The following is a 25,629-nucleotide window of genomic DNA, read 5'->3' as shown; positions in this document are numbered from 1 at the left end:
ACACCCGGCACCAAAGTTGGGTCAACTTTCAACCTTTCAACACCTGGTGCCAGGCACCAAAGGCTGGCCGGAGGCGTTGTATACGACTACCCGCAGCGGCATTTCGCCGAATACGGCGTGGGTGGCGCAGCTGAAGCAGGGATCGTAGGAGCGGAAGGCCATTTCGATCATGTTGAGCAGGCCCTGGGTTATCTCAACGCCGGGTTTGATCACGGCCTGGGCTGCTTTTTTGACGGCCATGTAAATGGGTGCGTGGTTGTTGGTGGTGCCCACGATCAAGTTCACCGCGGTGACCATGCCGTTGGCATCGGTTTTGTAGTGGTGGGTCAGGGTGCCCCGGGGCGCCTCGATAATGGCTACCCCCTCGTTCGGCGTACCGGTGGGAATTACCCGGATATCGGAGCTGGTGATTTCCTCGTCCACACTTAACTCCAGCAGGCGCTCCGCCGCATAGACCAACTCCACCAGGCGGGCCCAGTGAGCCGCCAGTATGGCGTGTACGGGCTTGCCGCCCAGCGTATCGAAGAATTTCTCATAGGCTTCCTGGGCCAGCGGGGTAGCCATACCGTCTGCGGCGTTGAGCCTGGCCAGCGGAGCCGCCTGGTAAATACCGGTGCCCTGGCCCTCTGTAAAACCGGTCCAGCCGTGCTTTTTGAGGTAGGGAAACTTGAGGTAACTCCAGGGCTCCACGTGTTCGCTGATATAATCCAGGTATTCGCCGGGGCTGTATTTACCTATTTCAGAACCGTTAGTGTCCACTATGCGCACCTGGCCATCATAAAAGTTCACCTTATTGTTAGCGTCCACCAAGCCCATGTAGTTGGTCATCAGCTGGTAGCCATCGCTTAAAATTAAATCCACGTAACCCTGGTTTTTCAAAACTACATCATCAAACAGCTTAAGAGAAAACTTGGCAAACTCCACACAGGAATGGGCCATTTCCTCCACCTTGCGGCGTTCCTCCTCCGTCAACCCTTTACTTACACCGCCCGGCAGCACCCACACCGGGTGGGTGGCTTTGCCCCCCAGCATAGCCTGGATATCCTGAGCATAAGCGCGGTGTTTAATCACCTCGCCCCCGATTTCCAGGCCCACTTTGCTTACCACCCCCAGAATATTACGCTCAGCGGGGTCGGCATCCGGTCCCAGCACAAAGTCCGGCGCGGCCAGGGCATAGAAATGGGCGATATGACTGTGCAAAAAATGGGCGCTGTAAAACAATTCCCGCAACTTTTTAGCCGCTGCAGGCACTTCCACTCCGAAAACCGCATCGTTGGCCTTACCCGAGGCCATATGGTGCGCTCCTGGTCAGACGCCGCAGATACGACTGACTATCCGGGGCAGTTCCTCCACCGGGCGACCCTCGCAGAATTTTTCAAATCCCCGCAGCTCGGGTATTTGAAAATATACGTTGTCCACGGCACCGGTATCATCAAGAAATATTTCAATTTTACCGTGCCCCTCAAGCCTGGTGATGGGATCAATGGTTATCCTTTTGCCCACTACCTGTTCGCCCCCTTCAATAGTGCTGTAGACATACCGAAACGGTAAAACGTGCCGGCCGGGTCGGCAATTCCCGCCAGTATTTTTTTCACTTCCTCAGGCGTACGGGCATCTATAATGGCCCCAATACTACTAATATACTTGGCCCCCTGGTCAAGCACCCCGGGCAAGGGCCCGTAGCAACCCCTGCAGGGCATGTTGGCACTGATGCACTGACCGCCACACCCGCCTCTGGTCACCGGTCCCATGCATAGCAGTCCCTGCTCCAGCAGGCACTGCTGGGGATCGGGTATAATCTCATGGCTCCGGTAAAACCGCTTGATTTTTTTATTGCTCTTTTCCCGGGGACACTCGTCACACAACGATTTATCCAATGCCCCCACGGTGGCTCCCGCCGCGGGCAAATTACCCGTGGCAATGGCCTGGACTACTTCCCAAATACGCTCGGCCGTGGGCGGGCAGCCCGGCACGTAGTAATCCACTTCCACCACCTGGTTCAAACTGTGCACAAATCCGAAAAATTCGGGCAGGTGCAAAACACCCTCGGGCACCGGGCAGTCGGTGACCGGCAATACTTGCTCCGGGTTCACAGTGGAAGGGGTATCCATGTATACCCTTTGCAAAATATCCTCCCGCCGCTTGAAGTTGGCCAGGGCCGGTATGCCACCGGACACCGCACAGCTCCCAAAGGCCACCATAACTTTTGATTTTTCCCGCAGCATTTTGGCGATGTGCTCATTTTCCGAGTTGCGCACAGCGCCATTAAACAAGCACACATCAATGCTGCCCGGCGCCATTTTTTCTACATCGGCGTATTTATGATCGGTAGCCACGGGCCACAACAAAATGTCCGCCGCATCAGCAATGTCCAGAATCTTTTCATGGACATCCAGCACGGCCACGTCACAGCCGCCGCAGGCAGCGGCCCAGTAAATGGCCAATTTTAATTTAGCCAACTTTAGCCCCCCTTTCGGCGAGTTCCCCTTTTTTAAACGGCCCCAGCCGGCGTATTTGTTCGGTAAATTCATTTACAATTTTAGCAAACTGGGGTCCTTCGGCCGCCGAAACCCACTCTAATCGCACCCGCCTTTTATCTACACCCATTTGTTCCAGTACCTGCAGCATCAATGGATAACGCCTCATGGTATTGTAATTGCCGTCCGAATAATGGCAATCACCGGGGTGACATCCCGCAATGAGCACCCCGTCCGCGCCCACGTCCAGCGCCTTAAAAACAAAAGTGGGATCCACCCGCCCGGAACACATCACCCGCACCACCCGCAAATTGGCCGGGTACTGCAAACGGCTAACCCCGGCCAGGTCCGCCCCGGCATAACTGCACCAGTTACATAAAAATCCAATTATCTTTGGCTCAAAATTGTTCATATCAGGCCCTCCTTCTATAACCAGTCGATCAGTATGCAACCGATCAGGTGCATAAAGCATGTATCTCAGCCAGGATAATTTCATCACTGAAGTTCCTGGTATGACATGCTTTAGTGGGGCAAGCCGAAGCACACACTCCGCAGCCTTTGCAAAGGGCCTGGTTTATTTCGGCCACTTTCAGCTTCTCATTAAAGGAAATGGCTGAATAAGGACACAACCCCACGCAAATCCGGCAACCCGAACATTTATCCTTATCAATTACTGACACCACCCCGCCGGCCACCAGGTTTTCGCTGGAAAGCACCGTCATAGCACGGGCCGCGGCCGCCTTGCCCTGGGCAATGCTTTCATCGATTAATTTAGGAGCATGAGCCAGCCCGCACATAAAAACACCGTCGGTGGTAAAATCCACCGGGCGCAGCTTGACATGAGCCTCCAGGAAAAATCCCTCATCGTTGCGGGGCACCTTAAAAAAGCCGGCTATGTGAGAACCATCTTCAGGGGCCAGTATAGCGGCCGCCAGGGCGACTATATCCGCATTAATCACCACCGGCCGGTCCAGTATGTGGTCCTTAACTGTCACCTGCAGCACAGTGCCGTCCCCGGCCGGAACCTGTTCCACCTGTGGCTTTAAATCCTGGGAATACTTAATGAAGATGACCCCCATGCGCCGGGCTTTCTGGTAAAGCCCCTCGAAGAATCCGAAGGTACGCATATCCCGGCACAGTACGAACACATTGAGCTGTGGATAAGACTCTTTCAGTTTAATAGCATTCTTGACGCTCTCCGAACAGCATACCCGGCTGCAATAGGGGCGATCGGGCTCCCGGGAGCCCACGCACTGTATCATTACCACATTGCTGGCCTTTTTCAGAACAGGGTTGTTTTCCCAAATCAGCCCTTCCAAATCAAGACAGGTCATCACCCGCTGGTCCTGGCCGTATAGATACTCTACGGGTTTATATTCCGCACCTCCGATGGCAATTACAGCCACCCCGTGGTTCACCTCTTGCTTACCTGCCGGGGTGGTGAAACCGGTGATATAATTGCCCACATAACCGTATACGTTGTTAATTACTGCATTGCAATACACTTTAACCAGCGGGTGACCGGTAACTTCTGCAATGAGAGAATTTAAATAGCTCTTCACGTCGCGCCTGTCCATTGTATAGTGGATGCGCCTGGTTAGCCCGCCCAGCTCGCTATTCTTTTCCAAAAGGTATACCTGGATGCCCTGTTTGGCCAAATCCAGCGCGCATTCCATACCGGCTACTCCGCCGCCCACCACCAGCGCCGACTGTTTAACGCCCAGATCGATTTCATACAGCGGCTCTTGCAGCACCACCCGGGACACCGCCCGCTTCACCAGGCTTTTGGCCTTTTGGGTGGCCACCTCACTGTTGTTGGCGTGCACCCAGGAACAATGCTCCCGGATATTGGCCATTTCAAACAAGTACGGGTTCAGGCCCGCCTCCCGCAGTGTCTGCCGGAACATGGGCTCGTGGGTGCGCGGCGTACAGGAGGCTACCACCACACGGTTTAAATCTTTATCAGCTATCAATTGCTTGATATTTTGCTGGTTATCCTGGGAACACGCAAACAAGCACTCCTCGGCATGCACCACTCCGGGCAAAGTACGGGCAAATTCAGCCACTGCCGGCACATCCACCACCGCACCAATATTAATGCCGCAGCGACACACAAAAACACCCACCCGGGGTTCTTTACCCGCAACATCCCTTTCTGGTGTCTTGGATTGTTTTTTAATCAGCGTATTTCTCACCCCGGCCAGCATAGCCGCAGCATTGCCGGCCGCGGCACTCGCCTGTACCACAGCGCGGGGTATACTCATCGGACCCTGGAAAGCGCCGCAGGCAAAGATACCATCCTGAGATGTACTCACCGGGTTGAAATTGGGGTACTGGCAAAAACCGTATTTATTAAGCCGCACACCCAGCTTGTCGGCTAGTTCGCGATTATGTTCAGCCGGGCCGAGACCAACAGATAATACCACCAGGTCGAACTCTTCGGTCTGTACCTGACCGTCGGGCAGGGCGTACCTGATGGTCAGGCTGTGATTCTCCCCTTCGGCCAGCGCAAATACGCGCGAGCGGATCAGGCGCACACCAAATTCATATTTTGCCCGCTCCAGATAGCGTTCAAAGTCCTTACCGAAGGTGCGCATATCCATGTAAAAAATAGTGGTATCCAGCTCACCATGGGCATGCTCCAATGCCACAATAGCCTCTTTTAAAGCATAAGTACAGCATACCGATGAGCAATAAGCGTTGGCACTTTTAGCTACATCCCGTGAGCCCACGCACTGTATCCAGGCGATACGGCGTGGTGGCTGCCCGTCCGATGGCCTTTCCAGGTGTCCCGCCGAGGGACCGGAAGCACTCAAAACCCGCTCAAACTCTATACTGGTCATCACATTGGGGAATATACCGTAGCCATAGTTGCGAAAATCTTTGGGGTTAAAGGGCTTCAGCCCCGAGCTAATTATAATTGCCCCCACATTAACGTCTCTAATTTCTTCCACCTGATCAAAGTCTATGGCATTGCTCTTACAATGCTTGACGCACAGCTTGCAGATATCCTTGCCCTTTTCCCGGCCTTTGGTGAGATACAGGCAGTACTCACTATCAATTACATAGGCCGAGGGCACAGCCTGGGCATACTTGGTGTAAATAGCCTTGCGCTCGCTTAAGCCCACATTAAATGTATCGGGCACTTTAACGGGACACTTTTCAGCGCACACACCACAGCTCACACATTTATCAATAGCCACGTAGCGGGGCTTAACCCGTACTCTGACCGTAAAATTACCGGGCTCCCCTTGTACACCGTCAACTTGAGCATCGGTAATCAGCTCTATATTGCCGTGCCTGCCGCTCTCCACCAGCTTGGGCGAAAGAATACACATGGAGCAGTCGTTGGTGGGAAAAGTTTTATCCAGCTGCGCCATCACTCCCCCAATGGCCGGAGATTTTTCCACCAGGTAAACATAGTAACCCGATTCCGCCAAGTCCAGAGCTGATTGAATACCGGCCACCCCACCGCCAATCACAAGCACCGCACCAATTTTTTGGTGAGTCAAAATTGCACCCCCTTAGAAAAACAAATAATATGAACATGGTAAATTAATTATATATTTTATATATTTTGAATATTTTATATTTTATCCACCCCCTGCTTTACAGTGTTTTATTAAGATAACCAAACGATCTCCAAAATGTATTGACGAAAAGTTTTGTAAATTATATCATACTAGCTAGTTAAATTCCTTTTAACTATTTATTTTTTTTTGAAAATTTTATAGAGTCAAAATGTAGATTTCATTCTGCGAAATTTAGATTTTACAGATCAGCATTGTGGTTAGGCACAATGTATAGGAACAACCCTTAACTCCAGGGATTCACTTACCATTTGATTAACAGATGATAATGAAAACAGCAGGTCAGATTTAATAGATTGAAGGGAATTTTGAGGGTGTAGGAGTTACGCAACTGTAGAAGAGACGGTTTTAGATTTAGGCCAAGGTTTGTAGTGGGATAAAGATTGGGTTGGGGTGATAACTTATAATATTGTGCTATAAACCGGTTTACGGGTACCGCAAACCGGTTGTCTGTACTAGGTTATCGGGCTGATTATTATCAAAGATAGTACCTACTACAAGTATTAACCAATATTGTAATTCGGCTATTCAGTGATCATTTCGGGCTGCTTATCCGCAGCTTCATTTAGCATAGTGCGGTTTTTATAGTTCCAGGCCAGTACCGCCTCTGCGAAGGAAACCATTTTCTTAGTCATCCCACCGCCAACTTTACCGTTCAGTCGACTGGGCAATTCCCCTTTATCTATATAGGCATAATTGTCCATACCCAATTCCGTGGCCATTTCATTTCTAAACTCTTCCAGTGCCGGGGCCACATAGGCCTGTAGTTCCCGCGGCACCAAACCGGTGGCGGCTGTTTTGCTCATTAATTCCGGAAGTGCCTTGTCCAATGCCATCAAATCTTTTGCCACATCTTTTGCCAAAACCGTCACCTCCATGAAATTTTTTCAAATAACTATCATGCCCAATTAATGATATTAGTATCCCTTTTTAAATAATTTATATACCATAAAAAAATGCCCAGTTTTTAATCTGAGCATTAATTAAAAAATAATTTTCTAGCAGTTAGTATTAATCTTAACGGCAGCTTATTCTCCCAGGCTATAATCCGGTACCAGCGGTACAGTGGTATCCATATTGCCATTCAAAATACTTTCCTTTTTATCACCCTCCAGCAAAAATTGCACCTTTTCAATGCCCGGCAATTTGGCCAGTGAATTAACCACTGAGTACAAAGTCATGGTTTCACCGGACGAACCGCCCCAATGTTTAGTTTGGAACTCTTTGGAAAAGTTGACATAAGCCACCCCGTTTACAACCGATACGGAAAGAAGTTTGGTACCCTCGGGAATGGTTTGCACTAGGTTATCCTTTTTCGGCCCGTTGATCAACTCCCGAAGAATTACTTCCTCCAGTGTTTCATCCCCTTTAGTTACCGTCCTTTTTTCCGGCACAAGACGCATAGCCTGGTCGTCACTAAAGTAAAGGGTGACTTTTTGCTCAGTTTGTGCCGGCTTGGCGCTGATATCGTCATTATGTCCCGACTCATCGCTACCAGTTTGATTATCACCCTGGGCAGCGCCCGGATTTTGGTTACCACCCTGGGACACGCTATCTTTGTTTTGACCGCAGCCCATCAGAGTTAAAGTTAATAGTGCCAGCACCACCATCATGAACAGTATTAATCTGGACCCAGAGACTTTTCTTATTTTCCTCATAACAATGCCTCCCTTTATAGAATTGGTTCTTCTCTAGATACTTTTGTTTTTCTTGTTTCTTTTTATTTTTGAACTACCCTACCTCCTTAATACAAACAGTTCTTTAATAACCTGCTCTGGTGGTTTATCATCATGCGCTAAAGTTAGTATAACTATGAAATGTTTCACTGGTGTAAAAAGTTGTTAAAAAATTATTACAAAGTTGTTACATAGATATGTTTCTTGATAAAACACATGGTTAAAAACAACAGACCGAATTGACCACAGCTGCGTTTTTTTCAGTGTTATTATGAAAAAAAGCCTATAAAAAAACCGCCAACTGCTAATTTTTAAACAGAAGACGGCATATTAATTTCTTTCATTTTCCTTCCCTCAAAGAATTTCCCAACGCTACTATGTGCGGGTAACGAAATTACGTATATGCGCGTAATACGTTGTGAATTCATTAGTCACACATATCCCCTATATAATCCAACAAATCCACCGCACGGATGATACCAACCGCCCTTTGGCCCTTGAACACTGGTAATATATTAACGTTTTTAGTGATCATCAAACGTATGGCATCAGTTACATTCTGGTCGGATTGAATAAAAGCCTGCACTAGCGGGCGCACCATATCGCCAACCTTAGTGACCAAAGGTTTCTTTAACGGATCTTTATGATAAAACCTGGCCCAGGACATGCCAAATAACTCCGGACCGTCATAACTTAAAGTATTATTCTTAATACAATTTAGTATATCCCTGACCGTCAATATGCCAACCAGTTGCTCTTCGTTATTGACCTTTTTAGTTTTACTGAACACCAAAAGCGAGCGATATTTCTTGCCGGTGGCCATGAATTCCTTTAAGGCCATGATAGCATCCTTTAAACTATCGGTATCGTATATTCTGGGGTATTCAGTTACGGGAAGCATTAAATCTTTAACCATTTTCTTTTCAGGCATTGATCGTATACCTGGTTTCTGAAAACTAAACAAATCAAATATATTTAGTTTTCTCCCCTGCCGACTAAACAAGGGGCAGTTTCACAGGATTCAACTGCTAAGTCATAGACTTTCGCCTATGTTCCGGGTGACTTGTGCTTTTACGTTCGTCGCCCAGCCCTAAAGGCTAGTTCTGCCCGGAAGGAGGTGTTACCCACCACCTGGATAGATAGTGTTCCATGCCCGACTTTCACAGCGTGTCTTTGCGACATGGAAATGTTTACATTGTTATTTTAGCAGTATTTATGATTGATTACAACTGTGAAACTATAGGAAACAGGTTTTCTCACCTCCTATTTTATTGTTATTTCAGAAAGTTTCAGTAGCAATTTTGTAACTGCTTTCAACCTCCTTCTTTATTTTGTGGGGAATATCAAACATTTTTTATAGTGTTACTTCTGCTTTGCTAATGCTTTTATTATATACAAGTCCTCTTGTGATATCAATCACAAATTAAAAAATATTTGCCCTATTTTACCGGTACAGGAAATACCAGATTAAAGGCAGTTCCCGCCCCCTGCCGACTAGTCACATGTATGTTGCCCCCATGCAGGTGTACAGCCTGGCGAACGATGGCCAGCCCAAGCCCTGTGCCCCCGGTGGCCCGGGAACGGGCCTTATCCACCCGGTAAAAGCGGTCGAAGATGCGGGGTAAATCTTCAGCCGGAATACCCTCACCGGTGTCCTCTACCCGCACAACAAGGCTCTCCTTTTCCGCCCGTGCCTCCATTGTTACCCTGCAGCCCCTGGGGGTATGTCTGATGGCGTTGTCCACCAGATTAAGTATAATGCCGGTAAACAAATCGGGATTAACCGGCCATTTCAGTTCCGGTGCAATAGCTGTTTGTAATCTGACGCCGCATTCTTCCGCCCGAGGGCGCAGTAGAGCAATCACATGTTCAAACAAATCACCGATTGCCCTGTTTTCCAGGGATAGCGGCGTATCCCCTTCCTCCATCCTGGTCAGTTGCAGCATGTGATCAACAATACGGGCCAAGCGATCCATTTCGTTGTTGATATCTGCCAAGTATTCACGGTAAACAGCAATGTCCCGCTCATTGGTATCCAAAAGAGACTGGGCCAACGCCTTAACTGAGCTCAAGGGAGATTTCAACTCGTGCGAGGCATCGGCCAAAAACCTGCGCCGGGAGCGGTCAACCTCGGCCAGCCGGCCGCTCATTTCGTTAAAGGCAACGGCCAGCTGCCCTAGCTCATCACCACTGCGGGCAGGAATATGCTGGACCAGATGCCCTGCGGCCACCTGGCGCACCGCCCCGGTTAACTCTTTTACCGGCTTGGTAAGCAACCCGGCCAGCCACAGGCTCAGCAAAGCGGCAAATGCGCCGCTGACCAGGGAAACCAGTGCCATTTGGCGACGAATATCAACCAGTGCTGAGTAAACGTCCTCCAAACCTACCACCAGCATAACCACCCCTACCATGGACTTGTTCCTGAGCACGGGCACAGCGGCATACAACACCCTTTCACCGCTGGCCAGCCGGTGCACCCCGGTTTGGCCGGTGCCGGCCAGGGCAGTCTGCACCTCATTATGGCGCAAAGTACTGCCCAGCAGCCACTCCTCCCCGAAGGAATCCACCATTACACTGCCCTGACGGTCAAGTACCAGCACCCGGGCCCCCATCCGGGTGCCAAAATCCCGGGCCATATAGTAAGCATTACGATCCGGCCGCAACAGCGTATCCTGACCGGTGGTGGCAATTATATTGGCGTTGGTAAGGTGGTTAGTGGCCTTTTCACCCAAGTAGTTCTGCTCCAGCACCCGCAACAAAAAAAGATTGGCGGAAGCCAGTATCAATAATATAAGTACAAAATAAGTACCGGCCATTTTCCAGCGAATGGAGGTTCTTGTCAATACGTTGAACCATACCTTTACCCTTGTTGTTAACCGTCCTTGCGACAGTGCTTTCATAAATAATCTCCTGAATAATCTTCTGCAAAGTAGTACCCGGCACCCCACCGGGTCATAATCCAGCGAGGGTTGTTAGTGTCAGGTTCTATTTTTTGCCGCAGCCGGCGGATATAGACATCCACCACCCGGGGCTCCCCGAAATACCGCGACCCCCAAACCTGTTCCAGCAGTATATCCCGGGTAAAAATCCGCCCGGGATGCCGCGCCAGGGTCAGCAGCAGGTCAAATTCCCGGGCAGTCAGCTCCACCGTCCGGCCGTCCCGGCGCACGCTTTGCCGCGGCACATTTATCTCCAGCCCGCCCGCTTTAATCACCTGCTCCGGCAAACCAGCCCCCGGCTGCACCTCCTGGATACCGCGACCCAGACCTTCCGGCGCATTAAGATGGTCACCCGGGCTTAAACTATCGGGCGCGACAGGGCGCCCCCAGGTTCCCGCACCACCAGTCAGTCCATCGTCCAGTTGAACTCCTGTACTGGCTGACCCCCTACCGGGTTTTTCCCGGTCACTGGCTTGTCCTGGTTCATCCAAACCACATGGACTCCGGCCGCCGCCTGACCCACCCCGGGCGGAGGGCACCCGGCGCAGTATGGCTCTGATGCGGGCTATTAATTCCCGGGTATTAAAGGGCTTGGCTAAATAATCATCGGCACCAAGTTCAAGCCCGACAATTTTGTCCACGGCATCTCCCCGGGCGGTCAGCATAATAATGGGCACATTGCTGAACTGACGGATACGCCGGCATACCTCCAGCCCATCCACCTGGGGCAGCATAATATCCAGCAACACCAAATCTAATGTCATACGGCGCACCAGAGATAGCGCCTCGGCACCATCATAGGCCACTGCCACCTCATAGCCCTCGTTTTCCAGACTGCGCTTCAGTCCCTTGACCAGCAATCGTTCATCGTCTACCACTAAAATTTTAGCCAAGCAGCATCTCTCCTAAATATCACTAATGCGGCCAATAATACAACTACTCTCTATGCACGGTATCATAACCCGGTTGTGCTCATATGGCAACAGTGCCGTCAATTTTTTATGCATTACTAACAAGCCCGGTCTGCAGATAAAAATGATACCCCAGGTATGATGGTGCCGGCAAAAACCAGGTAATCCCAATTTCCTTGTTGATAAAAAATAAACCCCCGGCTAATTAACCGAAGGCTATTATCTATCCAGAAAATAAAAATTTTTATCCTGCCAACCTGCTATTCTTCTCGCTTGATTTCAAAAACCACATTTATTTTATCACATTTTATCAAGCTGGACAGCTTCATATATTAAACAATTAGTTTGTGTGAAAATATGACAAAATTAAATATGCGATAAATAATCAATGGGCAGACATTTTTTTACCTTTGAATTAATAAAGTTTACCAAAGACTTAGTCTAATATAAGTTGGGTCTGGCTGCCCGGCCATCGCAGTTTGGACCGTATGGGGCAGGTAGCCGGTGTGGGTACATTAAAGGAGGTAAAAAACTTGTTGTCACCTAGCCTGGAAGATTACCTGGAGGAAATATATCGTTTTTCTTTAAATAATGACGTGGTGCGCGTCAGTGACATAGCCGCCTGCCTTGATGTAACCATGCCCTCGGTAAACAATGCAATTAGGAAATTAAGCAGTGAGAACTATTTAGTATACAAAAAATACAGAGAGCTGGTTTTAACAGATAAAGGGCGTAAATTAGGCCAATTTCTCGTGGAAAGGAATAGTATACTGCAAAAATTTTTGCGGGTGATTAATTCCAGCTGCGATATCAAAGCAGAGGCCGAGGCAATGGAGCACTATTTATCAATGCCCACCATTTGGGCCATTGAAAGTCTGGTTGATTTTTTTGAGCATAATAGTGAATGCACCAAACAATATTTAAAACATTTTCGGCAAAGAAAAGAACAAGGGATGGGTCTGGTAGACGGCTACCAGGATTGATAGGGCTATCGCCACCCACGGCACGATTAGTTAGTCCAGTCACAGCCAGTTGTCCGGCTGTCAGGAATGATAGGCGAGACAGGGACTTTGTTAAGCCATAATAGATAATCACGGCAAGCTAAACACAAATAAGTTGCGGTATCTGTGTTTTTACCGCCATCCGCCCGGCTACTCCCAGCCGGGCATTTTATATATCCCTTGCCACGTTTTGACACGCCGGAACAGTAACACCTTAAGCAAGAGTCACATATAATTATACAGGATTTGTTAGATACATTTAACAAACTAAAACACCATAAAGTTCGGAGGGGTAGCGCGTGAGTAATATTACCACACTTAATTGCTTGAGCAATGGATCTTTCGCACTGGTTACAGAAGTTGTAGCCGAAGGTTTAACCCGGCGAAGACTGCTGGATCTGGGCCTGGTACCGGGTACAAAAGTGGAAGTTATCAGGCGCAGCCCGGTGGGCGATCCCATTGCCTTTAATATTAGGGGCACAGTGATTGCGCTGCGCCGGGAAGTGGCCGGAAAAGTACTTGTAAGTCCCTGGGAATAGCTGTTTTACCTGCTTACTGGATAGACCACCCACTACTTAGAATACTTTTCCATTGATTAATATAACACTAACTCAGCAGCATAACTCCCTTAAGCCATATTTTTATGAAAGGAACTGAAGAAATGGGCCTTACCTACCAATCAACCGGACAGTTAACCACCCGGGAGATATTTAATGCAAATACAGATAACTGTGATTACGTAATCGCGTTAGCGGGTAATCCCAATACGGGTAAAAGCACTGTGTTTAATGCTTTAACGGGTTTACGGCAACATACCGGCAACTGGCCGGGTAAAACGGTTCAGCGGGCTGAAGGCACTTATATACACAAATCGCGCCGGTATAGACTAATCGACCTGCCGGGCACCTATTCACTGCTGGCCAATTCAGCCGACGAAGAAGTGGCTCGGGATTTCATCTGTTTTGCCAGGCCCGATGCCACCATTGTGGTGGTAGACGCCACCTGCCTGGAACGCAACCTGAACCTGGCCCTGCAGGTCATGGAAATCACCGACAAGGTAATCGTTTGTGTAAATCTAATTGACGAGGCCAGGCGCAAAAAAATACAGCTAAATACTGCCAAACTAAGCGATCGGCTGGGGGTACCCGTTGTCGCCACCGCCGCCAGAAGTGGTGAAGGCTTGTCTCGGTTGATGGATCTGGTTGACGATGTGGCAATGGGACGCATACTGCCGAAACCGCAGCCTGTGCGCTACAGCAAGGAAGTAGAGGAAGCCATCGCCCAGCTGGAGCCCCGGGTTCGGGCCTTAGTAGGCGAGGATATCAACTCCCGCTGGCTGACCCTACGCCTGCTTGACTGTGATACCAGGCTGGTACGGACCATAGAAAATTATTTAAACGCCAGGGAAACAGCAGCGGCCGTGCCCTTGGCACAGGAGGGATTGGCCTGATGGCGCAAAAAACTTTAGCACCGCTGCTGGAGGAAGCCCAAAAATTCACCAGCCCGCGCCAGAGCCAATTCAGGGACAGTATTGTAACCAGTATTTACCGTACCGCTGAGCAAATTGCTGGTGACGTAGTCAGCCACACCTCCACCAGCCGACGTGACTTTGACCGCCAAATTGATAACATAATAACATCCCCGGTATGGGGCTTTCCCATCATGTTCGGCGTACTGGCGGTAGTATTTTGGATAACTATTGCCGGTGCCAATATACCGTCGGGCTTGCTGGCCACGGGGCTCTTTTGGATTGAGGCCCGGCTGACAGACTTATTTATGGTCCTTAACGCCCCGGATTGGCTGCACGGTTTTTTGGTTTTGGGAGTCTACCGGAGCCTGGCCTGGGTTATAGCAGTCATGCTGCCGCCAATGGCCATTTTCTTTCCCCTGTTCACTCTACTAGAAGATCTCGGCTATTTGCCCCGGGTGGCCTTTAACTTGGACCGTTTTTTCAAAAAGGCCGGGGCCCACGGCAAACAGGCACTGACCATGAGCATGGGCTTTGGGTGCAATGCCGCGGGCATTATTGCCTGCCGCATTATTGAGTCACCCCGGGAGCGGCTGATTGCCACGCTAACTAACAATTTTGTGCCCTGCAACGGAAGGTTTCCCACATTAATTGCCCTGGTGAGCATATTTATAGCCGGTTCAGTGTCTTTATCATTGAGCAGCGCAGTGGCTACAATGGCCGTAGCCGGATTGGTTGTCTTTGGTATTGCCGTTACGCTATCGATATCATGGCTGCTGTCCAAAACCATATTGCGGGGTAAACCGTCATCATTTACTCTGGAACTGCCGCCTTATAGAAAGCCACTGGTGGGCCAGGTGCTCATTCGCTCGGTACTGGACCGCACCTTGTTTGTACTGAGCCGGGCCGTGATAATCGCGGCTCCAGCCGGTGGTTTAATCTGGATACTGGCCAACACCACTATCGGCAGCGCCACTCTATTATCCATCATAGCCGGCTGGATGGATCCCCTGGCCAGGCTTATGGGTTTGGATGGTTTCATATTACTGGCCTTTATACTGGGCCTGCCGGCCAATGAAATTGTGTTACCCATCCTGATCATGAGCTATGTTTGCGGCGGTGCCATGACAGAGCTGTCCAGCCTGGCCGACCTGCGCCATCTGCTGGTAGATCAGCACGGGTGGACCTGGCTGACGGCTCTGTGCACCATGACATTCTCCCTTTGCCATTGGCCGTGCGGCACCACGCTATTCACCATTCAAAGGGAACAACACAGCTGGCGCTGGACATTACTGGCTGCCTTGATACCTACCGCCGTGGGTGTGATTGTCTGCATATTAATAAACAATTTGGTACGGGCAGCAGGTTTAATTGTTTGATTTTAGAAGCGTTTTTTTAACCATATTTGCATAATACCTTTTATAGCATTTTCTCCATCAGCTAAGCAGGCGGTTGTTTTTATAGCAATGTTAGGTGTAAATTCGGCCAGGGTGGCGCCAGAATAACTATTTTTAAGGTAGTTAATTTTTAGCACGCCCATCTAATCTTTCATTAAATCCCTGGCGATAACAATGCGCTGAATCTGGTTGGTTCCCTCAAAAATTGCAAATACTTTGGCATCACGCATCATCCGCTCCACCGGATACTCACGGCAATATCCGTAGCCGCCAAGAATCTGTACCGCATTGGTAGTTACATTCATGACCATATCGGTTGCAAACAGCTTGCTCATCGCTGAAAACCTGACCATATCCGCTTCTTTATTGTCATACTTGTATGCCGCGGTTAACATCAGGCTGCGTGCCGCCTGGATGCTTGTTTCCATGTCGGCTAGCATGAATTGAATGCCCTGCTGCTCGCCAATTAGTTTGCCAAACTGCACCCGGGTTTTGGCGTAGTCCCGGGCGCATTCCAGGGCGCCCTGTGCCAGCCCGATGGCCATAGCGCCGGTCATGATCCGCCCTTTGTCCAGTGAATCAAAGGCAATACGAAAGCCGTCTCCGATATTGCCCAGTATATTTTCTTTAGGAACTCTAACATTTTCCAGAATTACCGTTCCGGTAGGAGAGCCCCGCAACCCCATTTTATTTTCATTCTTACCAAAACTTAAACCGGGGGTGTCGCGGTCTACTATAAATGCAGTTATTTTGTCTTTGCCATTTACTCTTACCTTGGCAAATACGGTAAATGGATCTCCCACTTCCGCGTGGGTAATAAAGCACTTGTTACCACTTATAATGTAATCATCGCCGTCCGGTACCGCTCTGGTTTGCATTGAGCTAACATCGGACCCGGCGTTGGGTTCGGTCAGGGCAAAGCAGGGTAGCAATTCCCCGGTGGCTGTTTTGGGCAAATAGCGACTTTTTTGCTGTTCATTCCCCCGTAATGCTATGGGGGCTGCACCAAGGGACTGGTTGCCCAGTACCATGGACGAAGAGGCGCATACCCTGGATATTTCCGATATGCAAATGCACAGGGTGAGTAATTGGCCGTCTAAACCTCCGTATTCAGGAGGTACTACCAAAGAGTATATTTCGTTTTCACTGAACAGTTGGTGCACATCTCTGGGGAATACCGCTTTTTCATCTATTTCCGCTGCCCGGGGTGCTACTTTTTCTTCCATTATCTTGCGCACGTTGCGCATCATCATGAGCTGTTCTTCATTTATCCTGGGATCCATGTTTATCTCTCCTATCTAAACAGCTATTGCCCGGTTATTTAACCACCGGCTTATTTTGTTTTTAGCTTGAATACCGGTAAGAAACGCTCCGGATCATAGGGTGTACCGGGCACTTGCACTACGGCCGGCTTTACCGAAATGCCTGTTTCTACCTGGTCGGGATCGGCATCAATCAGCCGTGAGAGAATTCTTACCGGCCCTATTTGTACCAGTACGAATATGGTGGGTATGGAAAAGCCGGCAGGAATGCCTCTTTCGGCTATGGTGTATTCGATTACGGTGCCTTCTTCCGGCAGATCGACCCATTCTACCCCGGCCGAAGCGCAAGCGGGGCATATTGTTTTAGGCGGCCAGGTGGTATGCCGACATTCCCGGCACTGGGTAGTAACCAGCCGGCCTTTTCTGAGGTGGTCATAAAACGGGTACATTTTGGTTAGTTTTGGGCTTTGGTGGGGGAACGGGTCTATGGTCGCTACATAGTTGGTTGTCATTAGACCACCTCCGTGGAGAAGATGTTGACCAGGTGTTCTGTAGGCCCTGAGTTGTTGTGGGTTAACCCGATTCTGGCGTTGTTTACTTGTCGTTCTCCGGCTTCACCCCGCAGCTGCCAGAATATTTCTGCTGTTTGCGCTACGCCGGTGGCTCCCAGGGGGTGGCCACAACCCAGCAGCCCTCCCCGGGGGTTAACGACTACCTGGCCGCCGTAGTCGCTTTGCCCGGCTTCTATAAACGGGCCGCCTTCGCCTTTGGCGCAAAAACCCAGTTCTTCGGTGGTGATGATTTCTGCTATGGTGAAGCAGTCGTGTATTTCGGCTACGTCTATGTCGGCTGGTTTAATTTGGGCCATTTTGTAGGCGCTCTCAGCCGCTTGTTTTAACGGCGGCCAGTGGGACAGGTCTGTGTAATGGTTGGAAAAGGTAAGTCCGTGTACGGATTGGCCGGTGCCGATAATGTATACGGGTTTGTCGGTATAGTCTTTGGCTCGCTCGGCACTGGTGATGATGACTGCCGCCGCGCCGTCACTGATGGGTGAGCAGTCGTACAGGCCAAAGGGGGTGGTGATTCTTTTGGCGGTGAGTACCTGTTCCAGCGATACGCCTTTTTGAAATTGGGCGTAAGGGTTTTTGGCGGCATGGGCATGGTTTTTTACGGCGACTTTGGCCATTTGCTCTCTGGTGGTACCGTATTTGCGCATGTGTGTCCGTGCGCACATAGCAAACATGATGGGTGCGGTTACTCCCTGGCAGGCTTCCCATTCACGATCCAGCCCGGTGCTCATGTTTAGAAATATTTCTTCCGGTACGGGTACCTGGAGTTTCTCTGCTCCTACTACCATGACCATTTTGCACAGTCCGGCTTTGATGTAGGCGTAGGCTGTGCGGATGCCGGCATTGCCGCTCTGGCACATATGTTCCAAACGCAGGGACATGGTGCTGGGGTTAATGCCCAAACATTCTTCGGCTAGTGATGCTATGTGGCTTTGTACCGCTGTTCGTTCGGGCATTACGCTGCAGGCGATGAATCCGTCTATGTCTTTGGGTTTGATGGCCCCACCGGTGGCGTTAAAGCAGGCATGACCGGCTTCGGTAATAAGATCCCGGTATGATGCTTCGCGATTGCCGAATTTGGCTACGCCGGCGGATATGACGACAACATTGGTCATTTGTTTACACCTCCGCGATTGTATCGATAAAAGTAATTTTTATATGCCTATAGTTATACCGCCATCAACAAAGATTACCTGGCCGGTAATGTAGTTGGCTTCATCACTGGCTAGAAAGAGGTGGGCGTTGGTAATTTCTGCTGGGTCGGCCATGCGTTTTAACGGAATGCTATTGATGATCATGTCGCGTACTTTGTCAGGCATACCGGCGGTCATGGGGGTATTGGTGGCTCCCGGGGCGACTACGTTGACGTTGATGTTGTAGCGGGCGTATTCCAACGCCAGTGCCCAGCTCATGCCTACTACTCCTGCTTTGCTGGCTGCGTAGTTGGCCTGGCCGATGTTACCGTAGGCGCCAATGGAGGCAGTGTTGTTGATTTTGCCGTATTTCTGTTCACTCATAGGACCAAATACGGCCTGGCAGCATAAGAAGGTGCCTTTGAGGTTGACGTCTATGACGCTGTCCCATTGCTCTTCGGTCATTTTTTTGGTCAGGGCGTCTTTGTTGATGCCGGCGTTGTTGATGAGAATGTCGATGCGCTTATATTCTTTAAGAGTGTTTTCTACCATTTGTTCCACATCGCTTTTGCTGGTTACGTTTCCTTCTACTACTATTACGCGTGCACCCTGAGCCGCTAGTTCACGGCTTACACGGGTTATTCCTTCGGTGTTTACGTCGTTTAGTGCTACTAATGCCCCTTCGGCAATGAATCGCCGGGCGGTGGCTTCTCCAATGCCGCTTCCCGCTCCTGTGATTAGGGCTACTTTATCTTTTAATCGCATAAGTTTTTACTTCCTTTCTTTTTTAAAATTTAATATTGATCATTGTTTACGTGTGAGCATGATTACCCAGGTTCCTTCAAGCACTGATTCGTCACGCTGGTTTAGCACTTTTATGGCTACATTTACTACGCCCCGGTCGGCTTTTTTGCTTTCTTTTTTCTCGGCTATTTTTTGTACTAGCCGGATGGTATCGCCAAATTTTACGGCACCGGTAAATCGGGTGGTCATTTCCAGTACTGCTATGGTGGTTCCTTCAAATATGCCTAGTTGATTAGCCAATCCGGTGGCCACGGAAAGGATTAATGCTCCGTGGGCGATACGAGTACCAAACGGGCTGTTTTGCATAAAGGTTTCGTCGGTATGCAGGGGGTTGTAGTCACCTGATAAGCCGGCAAATGTTGCTACGTCTGATTCGGTGATGGTTCGTGAGGCGGTGTAGTATTCTTCACCTATACTAAATTCGTCAAATGTTTTACCGCGTAACTGGTATCCCATGGCTTTGACCTCCTTGAACGATAATTAATAACCTATCAACCAATGTTTAAATATTAATGATTTAATTTTATTTTGTAGCAAATCATGTACCACTTCAAAAACTAAGTGCGAAAGTCCAAAATTCAGGGTTGAGTAGTGGTTTTTTAATACTAAGTTACTTAATCCTTACGCGAAATGAATTGCTGTGTGTCAAATCTGTCAAACCATCCATTAAGCCTTTGCAATTTTTGACAAAAATGACTAATAATTAAAGTCTGGTTTATTTTTTTTATCTAATGTTATACCCCTATTGTTATACCCCTATCCTCATGGAATGGAGTCCAAATCATTGACCTTTCGCTTTTAATGCACTCATAATTCTTTCCGGTGTTATTGGAACATCCCTAATTCTTACACCTACAGCATCGTAGATAGCATTAGCTATGGCAGGCGCTTGCAGGAAGATCCCCGACTCACCCACGCTTTTTGCCCCAAACGGGCCTGTGGGGTCTTCCTCTTCCACCAGCAAGGACTCGTTATCCGGCATATCCAGGATGGACGGGATCTTGTACTTGTCAAACCCGTCCGCTACCATTTTCCCGTTTTCGGTACTAATAATGGTGTCCTCATACAGCGCAAACCCTATACCTTGACCGGTTCCTCCGTCGAGCTGGCCTTCAACTGTCATTGGATTGATCGCTTTTCCAATATCGTGAACCGTTATCCATTTGATTATCGATACTTGCCCGGTCTCCATGTCAACCTCAAGGTCTACAAAGCCCGCCTGCCAGGGAGGCGCAAAAGCAGTGGGCGTAATACTGGCACGGGCAGTGATCTGTTCGCTGTTTCCACTATAGTTATAAATGGCATCCTTGGCCACGTCTGCCACTGAAATCCCCTTTTGTGGATCTGCGGCAACATAAATTCTTTTACCACCCATTGCGAGTTCAACAGGAGCTACCTTTAAAATATTAGCAGCCCTTCTAAGAAACTGTTCCCTGGCGTTTTCGGCGGCCTTTTTCACCGCGAGTCCCAAACAATAAAGCCCCCGGGAGGCATGAGTTCCAACGGACCACTCGGTTAAGTCGGTGTCATAGGATATCGGATGAATATCCTCATAATTTAATCCTAGTACTTCGGCTGCGATTTGGGACAATGAACCCAAACATCCCTGTCCTATATTCCCTGGAGTTACAATCATATTGCATGAGCCGTCTTCATTAAACTTTAGAAGGGCATTTGAAAGCTCCAAAAGCATTGGCTGGGCACCGCTCAACCAACCCATACACGCAACACCTACACCTTTTCTTCGAATCCCTTCCTTCTTTCTGGCCCTCTTTTCCTTCCAACCTATTTTCTCTGCTCCTATCTCTAAACACTTATCAAGCGCGCAACTGGTGATCTTGGTCCCTGGAAACCACCCCAGACCACCGACCTTCCTGTGAAATTTCATCCTGAATTCTACCGGATCCATCCCAACTTTTTGGCAAATTTCATCCACTAATGTTTCGCGCACAAAAGTCGACTGCATGCCGCCAAATCCTCTAAACGCTCCACACGCCACGTGGTTGGTATACACTACCTCTATTTCCTGGTATATATTTGGTATCTCATAGCAGGTAATATTGGAAGCAAGGGCAACGCCCGCACCAGAAGCTGTTTTCGCCATATAGGCTCCTGCATCACCTGTGTACTTGGCTTTCAATGCGGTTGGTGTACCATCTTGCTTAGCGCCAATCTTCATTTCAATTTTACATATGTGTTCGCGGGTGAGCCGGTTGGAAAAGTCTTCCGCTCGGTCGTACATGATTTTCACTGGTGCACATGCCTTTATTGCCAGCGCACAACATTGCGGTTCGCAATTTAAATCCGTTCCTGCTCCAAACCCATTACCGGCATAGGGCTGTATAATTCTGACCCTACCTTCGTCCATATCGAATAAATGAGCAATCATCCTCCTAGCCATATGAGGGAGCTGAGTCTGACTCCACACTGTCAACCTCCCCGTACCGGAGTTATAGCTTGCAATACTGCACGCATTCTCCATCCCGGCCTGTATTGCTTTAGAGGTGGTATAGGTTCCCTCGACGACCACGTCCGCCTCTTTAAACCCCTGTTCCATATCACCTGTGGGAAATACTGACATAGGTGGCACGACTATATTACCTGCAGCGTTATCGCGTATCTGAGGCGCGCCCTCTTTTACCGCATCCTCCACCGTGAAAACAGCCGGCAAAACTTCATATTCCACGTGAATGAGTGCCAGTGCTTCTTTTGCAATTTCCTCGTTCACGGCAGCCACTGCAGCTATTGGATCACCAATGTAACGAGCAACATCGGCAAAGAGGTACATGTCCATCAGTTCGCCCCCATCCAACTGCCAATGCATCACATTAACCGTAAATAATTTCTTTGGGAAATCATTAGCAGTGACAACTGCCTTGACACCGGGTAGCGCTCTGGCTTTACTTATGTCAATACTAACTATTCGTGCATGAGCGTGAGGACTCCTTAAAATCTTACCGACCAACATACCGGGTAAATTCATAGTAGTACTGTATTGTGCTTTACCGGTTACCTTATCCCACGCTTCTTTTAATGGTAAACTTTTACCGACAACGGATAACTTCTGACCCATTTCATTTACCCCCTCCCCCGACTGACAACACCGCCTTAATAATCTTGTTATAGCCGGTACACCGGCACAAATTTCCACCCAACCCTTTTTTGACTTCTTCCCTTTTTGGATTTGGATTTTCATCCAAGAGAAATTTGGCGGAAAGTATCATTCCAGGAGTACAGTACCCACACTGGAGAGCACCGTGCTCTACAAACGACTTTTGAAGAGGATGTAAATTCTCACCTTCTGCCAATCCCTCAATGGTCAAAATGTTTTTCCTTTTTACGGTTACGGCCAGTGTAAGGCATGCCAGAGTTGGTTTGCCGTCAATCAACACTGTGCAACACCCGCAATCGCCATCTCCACAACTCTCTCGCGCACCGGTTAGATTCAGTTCATCACGCAACAACTCAACAAGTGTCATGTTCGAGGTTATAACCACGTCATGTGACACTCCATTAACGATAAACGTCGCCAGTTCCTTTTTCATACTGTATTCACCTCTCCGGAGTTTTTACAACATTTTTCCAAGGCTCGCCTTACCAATACGGCAACCATTTGTTTTCTGTATTCCTCTGTAGAACGAATATCAGTTATAGGTCTTACCTCTTGAGCAGCAGCTTGTGCAGCCTTTTCGATTACCTTGGATTCAAGCCTATTACTCAAAATCAGGCTTTCTGCTGTTTTTGCCCTAACGACAGTTGGAGCTACAGAGCCTAACACAATTCTTGCTTCCTGGCAAATTCCATCCACAACTCTTATAGTGACGGCTACATTCACTTTGGCAATATCAGCTCTGGTTCGTGCAATTTTTAGAAAAGCACTATGAGTTCCAGGAAGAACAGACGGTACCAACACCTCAGTAACCAGTTCGCCCGGTTCCAGAACAGTCTTACCTACACCCAGGTAAAAGTGCTCAAGAGGAACATACCTTGTTTTTCCGGGACCCGATATAATAAGTTGAGCACCTAGAGCTGCAAGGGGAGGCGCTATGTCTGATGCCGGGGTAGCTACGCAAAGGTTACCTACAAGTGTACTCATTGTTTTTACCTGTACGGAAGCTATTTGGCTAACAGCATCAAACAATGCCGGATAGCCTGCCCGAATAATCGGCGAAAGTTCAGCGGTTCTTATAGAAGTTAGAGCACCAATTCTTAGGAAGTCCGATTCATTTTTTGCAATATAATCTAAATCTGATATTTTTTTAATACTAACTACCACCTCAGGAGACTTACTTCCCCTTTTCATGTCTCCTATGAGACCAACACCCCCGGCAAGTACCGCTGCCTTGCCACCACATGAATATAAAATTCCTACAGCTTCATCGACCGTTTCCGCTTCTTGATAATCAAAATTTCTTAATCTTCTGAACATTTAACCACCTCCTAGCGATAGTTACGAACTGACCTCCTCCAAATATTTCCCCTTTGTTTCAGGACCTAATATATATACGGCAAGAGCACCAAAGAGAAACGCTAATGCAGCTACATTAAATACCATGGACTGCCCCGCCTCGGTCGCTAGAATCACACCAGTAATATACCACCTGTGTTGCAAGCCCGTAGAAAACGGGCTTGCAACACATCACGCCATTGATTTGTTTCTAATTCGTTCGGTAGCTTCCACATCAACCTCAAAATTATCCCGTTTGATTACCACACCGTAATCCTCCAAGGCTTTTTCCACAGAAACAATACCATTAAGTACATCCTGATGAACTTTTTCTACCGGGCGATCATAGGGATTGCCAAAACCACCGCCGCCACTTTGATATATTTCAAAAATATCGCCTAAATCGAATTGATAGAAGGTTTCAGCTTCAACTTTAATTGTCTCTCCGCTCGTTTTTTTCAAATACAATATGTGTTTGGGAGCCGGTTTCCCCCCGGCAAGACCAAAGGGCGCTGTTTCATCCCTTAAACCGCCGCCAAAGTTAGCAGCCGGAATATTGGGCGCATCGACACGCCAGCGATAAATTACTCCCATTCCACCGCGCCACTGGCCTGCCCCGGCACTATCCGGCCAGTATTCATACTGTAACAAAAAATACGGATTAACCATCTCATGCAGTTCAGGATCCGGTGAGCGCAGCCCGCCGGAGCAAACCACCACCCCAATGTGATCCCAACCATCATAACCATACGTAGCTCCGCCGCCGCCCTTGCACATAAAATGAATATCGGCAAAGGGCCGCCCTGTTCTAGTGTTAAAACCTACAGTAGTCGGCGAACACCATCTACCCCAGCCCGCTTGCGCCTGCATGGGGATGCTTTGCGCCAAAGCCAACCAGTTCGCTTCGATAATGGTAGCCGCAGTGGTAATGGTGCAGCAGGTGGTGGGAGCCGGATGCTTTGCATTTACCACTAACCCTTCAGGTGCGATGATGTTGACCGGACGCATGGCACCTTCATTAATACGTGCCTCCGGATTTATGGCAGTAACAAGGGATAGGTAGCAGGCTGAAGAAGTATTAGGTAACGTACTATTTACATAACCGGGCGTTTGAGGGTCGCTTGGGGACAGATCAAAAGTGATATCATCACCCTTAACTGTAATATTTACCGCAACCTTAATCATTTTATCCTTATTAATTCCATCATGATCTATATATCGCTCGGCATAATAAGTACCGTCAGGAATCTTAGCGATCTGGGCACGCATTTGCCGCTCGGAGGCATCAAATAACTCATTTATAGCATCGTATAAAACATCGGGTCCATATTTTCCAAGTAATCCGTGCAGCCCTCTTTCACCAATTTTGCAAGCCCCTACCTGACAGTGTAAATCCCCTTCTACCAGAAAAGTTAGAAATACGTTATTAAGAATAAAGTTCCAGACATCCTTTTGATATTGGCCCTTATGGTACAAACGGGTCGGTGGTATACGCAAACATTCTTCATAAATAGACTTAGCATTCGGATTATAGCCGGCCACACCGCCTCCACCTACATCTGCGTGGTGTCCCTTAGAAACAGACCAGAACTGCAGCTCGCCCTCCCAGAAAACCGGTTTGACCACGTTAATATCCGGCGGGTGATTATTACCGCTAAATGGATCATTTAGAATAAATACGTCTCCCTCGTGAATATCCCCCTGGAAATGTTCAGCAATAGCTTTTACGACAAAAGGTAAAGCACCCATCAGGATTGGTATATAGGCGGTTTGGGCCACTAAACGGCAGTGTTTGTCAAAAACCGCTGTCACCAGGTCCCGGGCCTCACTAAAAATGGGAGAACGGGACGTCCGTAGCATAGTTTCCCCTATTTCCTTGGTTATAGCATCAAAACGATTACCGATAACGGCTACTAAAATTGGATTTATTTTAGATTCAGTACCCATTTTTCACC

General features: G+C 48.7%; 23 protein-coding genes. 4 read left to right on the top strand and 19 right to left on the bottom strand.

Features of this window, described 5'->3' with window-relative positions:
• Positions 1-36 precede the first annotated feature (36 nt).
• From DESGI_RS05505 to DESGI_RS26600, 9 genes are all read right to left on the bottom strand, one after another.
• Positions 37-1,503: a Ni/Fe hydrogenase subunit alpha gene (locus DESGI_RS05505; protein ID WP_015617925.1), complete on the bottom strand. Its 1,467-nt coding sequence runs from the start codon at positions 1,501-1,503 to the stop codon at positions 37-39.
• Positions 1,503-2,459: an NADH-quinone oxidoreductase subunit B family protein gene (locus tag DESGI_RS05500; RefSeq protein ID WP_006523702.1), complete on the bottom strand. Its 957-nt coding sequence runs from the start codon at positions 2,457-2,459 to the stop codon at positions 1,503-1,505. Before DESGI_RS05500 ends, DESGI_RS05505 begins: the two co-directional genes overlap by 1 nt.
• Positions 2,452-2,889, bottom strand: coding sequence for a hydrogenase iron-sulfur subunit (locus DESGI_RS05495; RefSeq protein WP_006523701.1), 438 nt, complete (start codon positions 2,887-2,889; stop codon positions 2,452-2,454). The genes DESGI_RS05500 and DESGI_RS05495 overlap by 8 nt, the downstream gene beginning before the upstream one ends.
• 43 nt (positions 2,890-2,932) lie before the next feature.
• Complete coding sequence (locus tag DESGI_RS05490; protein WP_006523700.1) at positions 2,933-5,989, bottom strand: FAD-dependent oxidoreductase; 3,057 nt, start codon at positions 5,987-5,989, stop codon at positions 2,933-2,935.
• A gap of 602 nt (positions 5,990-6,591) precedes the next feature.
• Positions 6,592-6,903 (bottom strand): alpha/beta-type small acid-soluble spore protein, encoded by a 312-nt coding sequence (locus DESGI_RS05485; RefSeq protein WP_435050899.1) that lies wholly within the window; start codon positions 6,901-6,903, stop codon positions 6,592-6,594.
• Between the two features lie 192 nt (positions 6,904-7,095).
• Entirely contained in the window at positions 7,096-7,725 is a 630-nt protein-coding gene (locus tag DESGI_RS05480; protein ID WP_006523698.1) for a GerMN domain-containing protein, read from the bottom strand.
• Between the two features lie 445 nt (positions 7,726-8,170).
• Positions 8,171-8,674: a CBS domain-containing protein gene (locus tag DESGI_RS05475; protein WP_006523697.1), complete on the bottom strand. Its 504-nt coding sequence runs from the start codon at positions 8,672-8,674 to the stop codon at positions 8,171-8,173.
• A gap of 508 nt (positions 8,675-9,182) precedes the next feature.
• Positions 9,183-10,643: a sensor histidine kinase gene (locus DESGI_RS05470; RefSeq protein WP_006523696.1), complete on the bottom strand. Its 1,461-nt coding sequence runs from the start codon at positions 10,641-10,643 to the stop codon at positions 9,183-9,185.
• Positions 10,640-11,575, bottom strand: coding sequence for a response regulator (locus DESGI_RS26600; protein ID WP_006523695.1), 936 nt, complete (start codon positions 11,573-11,575; stop codon positions 10,640-10,642). Before DESGI_RS26600 ends, DESGI_RS05470 begins: the two co-directional genes overlap by 4 nt.
• Before the next feature lie 551 nt (positions 11,576-12,126).
• On the opposite strand from DESGI_RS26600, the gene DESGI_RS05460 reads away from it, so the two are divergent.
• From DESGI_RS05460 to DESGI_RS25155, 4 genes are all read left to right on the top strand, one after another.
• On the top strand, positions 12,127-12,576 hold the full coding sequence (locus DESGI_RS05460; protein WP_006523694.1) for a metal-dependent transcriptional regulator: 450 nt from the start codon (positions 12,127-12,129) through the stop codon (positions 12,574-12,576).
• Between the two features lie 317 nt (positions 12,577-12,893).
• The gene (locus tag DESGI_RS05455; RefSeq protein ID WP_006523693.1) at positions 12,894-13,133 is read left to right on the top strand and encodes a FeoA family protein; all 240 of its coding nucleotides are present in this window, start codon (positions 12,894-12,896) and stop codon (positions 13,131-13,133) included.
• A gap of 104 nt (positions 13,134-13,237) precedes the next feature.
• Positions 13,238-14,044, top strand: coding sequence for a FeoB small GTPase domain-containing protein (locus DESGI_RS25160; RefSeq protein WP_245561153.1), 807 nt, complete (start codon positions 13,238-13,240; stop codon positions 14,042-14,044).
• Positions 14,044-15,441, top strand: coding sequence for a nucleoside recognition domain-containing protein (locus tag DESGI_RS25155; RefSeq protein ID WP_006523691.1), 1,398 nt, complete (start codon positions 14,044-14,046; stop codon positions 15,439-15,441). Before DESGI_RS25160 ends, DESGI_RS25155 begins: the two co-directional genes overlap by 1 nt.
• 2 nt (positions 15,442-15,443) lie before the next feature.
• Here the strand turns inward: DESGI_RS25155 and DESGI_RS24405 are convergent, their stop codons facing one another.
• From DESGI_RS24405 to DESGI_RS05400, 10 genes are all read right to left on the bottom strand, one after another.
• On the bottom strand, positions 15,444-15,602 hold the full coding sequence (locus tag DESGI_RS24405) for a hypothetical protein (protein WP_157872736.1): 159 nt from the start codon (positions 15,600-15,602) through the stop codon (positions 15,444-15,446).
• Complete coding sequence (locus DESGI_RS05440; RefSeq protein WP_006523690.1) at positions 15,603-16,742, bottom strand: acyl-CoA dehydrogenase family protein; 1,140 nt, start codon at positions 16,740-16,742, stop codon at positions 15,603-15,605.
• A 50-nt stretch (positions 16,743-16,792) separates the two neighbouring features.
• On the bottom strand, positions 16,793-17,233 hold the full coding sequence (locus DESGI_RS05435; protein WP_006523689.1) for a Zn-ribbon domain-containing OB-fold protein: 441 nt from the start codon (positions 17,231-17,233) through the stop codon (positions 16,793-16,795).
• A complete protein-coding gene (locus DESGI_RS05430; RefSeq protein WP_006523688.1) occupies positions 17,233-18,405 on the bottom strand; it encodes a thiolase C-terminal domain-containing protein in 1,173 nt (390 codons plus the stop codon). The genes DESGI_RS05435 and DESGI_RS05430 overlap by 1 nt, the downstream gene beginning before the upstream one ends.
• A 39-nt stretch (positions 18,406-18,444) precedes the next feature.
• Complete coding sequence (gene fabG, locus DESGI_RS05425; RefSeq protein WP_006523687.1) at positions 18,445-19,188, bottom strand: 3-oxoacyl-ACP reductase FabG; 744 nt, start codon at positions 19,186-19,188, stop codon at positions 18,445-18,447.
• A 39-nt stretch (positions 19,189-19,227) separates the two neighbouring features.
• Positions 19,228-19,683 (bottom strand): MaoC/PaaZ C-terminal domain-containing protein, encoded by a 456-nt coding sequence (locus DESGI_RS05420; protein WP_006523675.1) that lies wholly within the window; start codon positions 19,681-19,683, stop codon positions 19,228-19,230.
• A gap of 325 nt (positions 19,684-20,008) precedes the next feature.
• Positions 20,009-22,300 (bottom strand): xanthine dehydrogenase family protein molybdopterin-binding subunit, encoded by a 2,292-nt coding sequence (locus DESGI_RS05415; protein ID WP_006523686.1) that lies wholly within the window; start codon positions 22,298-22,300, stop codon positions 20,009-20,011.
• A 1-nt stretch (position 22,301) separates the two neighbouring features.
• Positions 22,302-22,772, bottom strand: coding sequence for a (2Fe-2S)-binding protein (locus tag DESGI_RS05410; RefSeq protein ID WP_006523685.1), 471 nt, complete (start codon positions 22,770-22,772; stop codon positions 22,302-22,304).
• Positions 22,769-23,656, bottom strand: a complete 888-nt coding sequence (locus DESGI_RS05405; protein WP_006523684.1) for an FAD binding domain-containing protein — start codon at positions 23,654-23,656, stop codon at positions 22,769-22,771. Before DESGI_RS05405 ends, DESGI_RS05410 begins: the two co-directional genes overlap by 4 nt.
• A 210-nt stretch (positions 23,657-23,866) precedes the next feature.
• Positions 23,867-25,621, bottom strand: a complete 1,755-nt coding sequence (locus DESGI_RS05400) for a hydantoinase B/oxoprolinase family protein (protein ID WP_006523683.1) — start codon at positions 25,619-25,621, stop codon at positions 23,867-23,869.
• Positions 25,622-25,629: the final 8 nt, after the last annotated feature.

The organism is Desulfoscipio gibsoniae DSM 7213 (genome assembly GCF_000233715.2).
Taxonomy (GTDB): Bacteria; Bacillota; Desulfotomaculia; order Desulfotomaculales; family Desulfallaceae; genus Sporotomaculum; species Sporotomaculum gibsoniae.
This window is presented reverse-complemented; position numbering and strand designations above follow the sequence as displayed.

Bases quoted from the DNA above. Each gene is read 5' to 3' on its own strand.
- DESGI_RS05495 (WP_006523701.1), bottom strand. From the start codon at position 2,889: ATGAACAATTTTGAGCCAAAGATAATTGGATTTTTATGTAACTGGTGC.
- DESGI_RS05485 (WP_435050899.1), bottom strand. From the start codon at position 6,903: ATGGCATTGGACAAGGCACTTCCGGAATTAATGAGCAAAACAGCCGCC.
- DESGI_RS05480 (WP_006523698.1), bottom strand. From the start codon at position 7,725: ATGAGGAAAATAAGAAAAGTCTCTGGGTCCAGATTAATACTGTTCATG.
- DESGI_RS05475 (WP_006523697.1), bottom strand. From the start codon at position 8,674: ATGCCTGAAAAGAAAATGGTTAAAGATTTAATGCTTCCCGTAACTGAA.
- DESGI_RS05470 (WP_006523696.1), bottom strand. From the start codon at position 10,643: ATGAAAGCACTGTCGCAAGGACGGTTAACAACAAGGGTAAAGGTATGG.
- DESGI_RS25160 (WP_245561153.1), top strand. From the start codon at position 13,238: ATGAAAGGAACTGAAGAAATGGGCCTTACCTACCAATCAACCGGACAG.
- DESGI_RS25155 (WP_006523691.1), top strand. From the start codon at position 14,044: ATGGCGCAAAAAACTTTAGCACCGCTGCTGGAGGAAGCCCAAAAATTC.
- DESGI_RS24405 (WP_157872736.1), bottom strand. From the start codon at position 15,602: ATGGGCGTGCTAAAAATTAACTACCTTAAAAATAGTTATTCTGGCGCC.
- DESGI_RS05440 (WP_006523690.1), bottom strand. From the start codon at position 16,742: ATGGATCCCAGGATAAATGAAGAACAGCTCATGATGATGCGCAACGTG.
- DESGI_RS05435 (WP_006523689.1), bottom strand. From the start codon at position 17,233: ATGACAACCAACTATGTAGCGACCATAGACCCGTTCCCCCACCAAAGC.
- DESGI_RS05430 (WP_006523688.1), bottom strand. From the start codon at position 18,405: ATGACCAATGTTGTCGTCATATCCGCCGGCGTAGCCAAATTCGGCAAT.
- fabG (WP_006523687.1), bottom strand. From the start codon at position 19,188: ATGCGATTAAAAGATAAAGTAGCCCTAATCACAGGAGCGGGAAGCGGC.
- DESGI_RS05420 (WP_006523675.1), bottom strand. From the start codon at position 19,683: ATGGGATACCAGTTACGCGGTAAAACATTTGACGAATTTAGTATAGGT.
- DESGI_RS05415 (WP_006523686.1), bottom strand. From the start codon at position 22,300: ATGGGTCAGAAGTTATCCGTTGTCGGTAAAAGTTTACCATTAAAAGAA.
- DESGI_RS05410 (WP_006523685.1), bottom strand. From the start codon at position 22,772: ATGAAAAAGGAACTGGCGACGTTTATCGTTAATGGAGTGTCACATGAC.
- DESGI_RS05405 (WP_006523684.1), bottom strand. From the start codon at position 23,656: ATGTTCAGAAGATTAAGAAATTTTGATTATCAAGAAGCGGAAACGGTC.
- DESGI_RS05400 (WP_006523683.1), bottom strand. From the start codon at position 25,621: ATGGGTACTGAATCTAAAATAAATCCAATTTTAGTAGCCGTTATCGGT.